Below are 1,117 nucleotides of genomic sequence, written 5' to 3'. Positions count from 1 at the left end.
TTAACTGCAGATTTAGCTTATGCTTTAGGTAGAGCTGGTGCTTTTGTATTAACAGAAGGAACACATAAACCTAAAATATTAGTTGCTAAAGATACAAGAATATCAGGAGATATGTTAGAAGCAGCTTTAGTTGCAGGTATTCTATCAGTTGGAGCAGAGGCAGTAATTTTAGGTGTAGTTCCAACACCAGCGGTAGCTCATTTAACAAGAAAGTATAATGCAGATGCAGGAGTTATGATTTCAGCATCTCATAATCCGGTTGAATACAATGGAATTAAGTTTTTTGATGGAAGAGGATATAAATTATCTGATGAATTAGAAGATCAAATACAAGCTGTAATAGAAGGTAATTTTGCAGATGTTCCAAGTCCAGTTGGTGGAGCTGTTGGAAGATCATATACTGAGGAAACTGCATTAAGAGAATATATAGATTATGCAATGGGTACAATTAAAACAGATTTAAAAGGACTTAGAGTTGCTTTAGATTGTGCAAATGGTGCAGCTTATAAGGCAGCAGTTAAAGCATTTAGAGCTTTAGGTGCTAGAGTTTATGTAATCAATGATAATCCAGATGGAAATAATATAAATGAAAATTGTGGTTCAACTCATATGGAAGAGTTAATGGATTATGTTGTAAGAAAGAATTGTGATATTGGATTTGCTTTCGATGGAGATGCAGATAGATGTTTAGCTGTTGATGAGAAAGGAAATATGATAAATGGTGATTTCTTATTAACTATTTGTGCAAAAGCTTTAAAAGAGGCTGGAAAGTTAAATGATGATACTTTAGTAGTAACAGTAATGAGTAATTTAGGATTAGACATTGCCGCTAAAAGAGAAGGAATTAACTTAGTTAAGACTAAAGTTGGAGATAGATATGTACTTGAAGAAATGCTTAAGGAAAATTATATATTAGGTGGTGAACAATCAGGTCACATAATATTCTTAGATCATAATACTACTGGAGATGGATTAGTTACTGCACTTCAAATTGCAGCAATACTTAAGGAAAGTGGTAAGACTTTTAGTGAGTTAGCTGGAGTAATGAAGGAATTACCACAAGTATTAGTTAATGCTAAAGTTCCAAATGAAAAGAAAAATATTTATTTAGAAGATG

At 32.6% G+C, this 1,117-nt stretch carries 1 protein-coding gene; it reads left to right on the top strand.

Annotation, left to right across the window (positions count from 1 at the left end; genetic code table 11):
• Nucleotides 1-1,117, top strand: a 1,117-nt coding sequence (gene glmM / locus EJJ37_RS19755; protein ID WP_133017129.1) for a phosphoglucosamine mutase, incomplete at both ends; no start/stop codon positions are given.

Source organism: Clostridium cuniculi (assembly GCF_004353185.1).
Lineage (GTDB): Bacteria > Bacillota > Clostridia > Clostridiales > Clostridiaceae > Clostridium > Clostridium cuniculi.
This window is presented reverse-complemented; position numbering and strand designations above follow the sequence as displayed.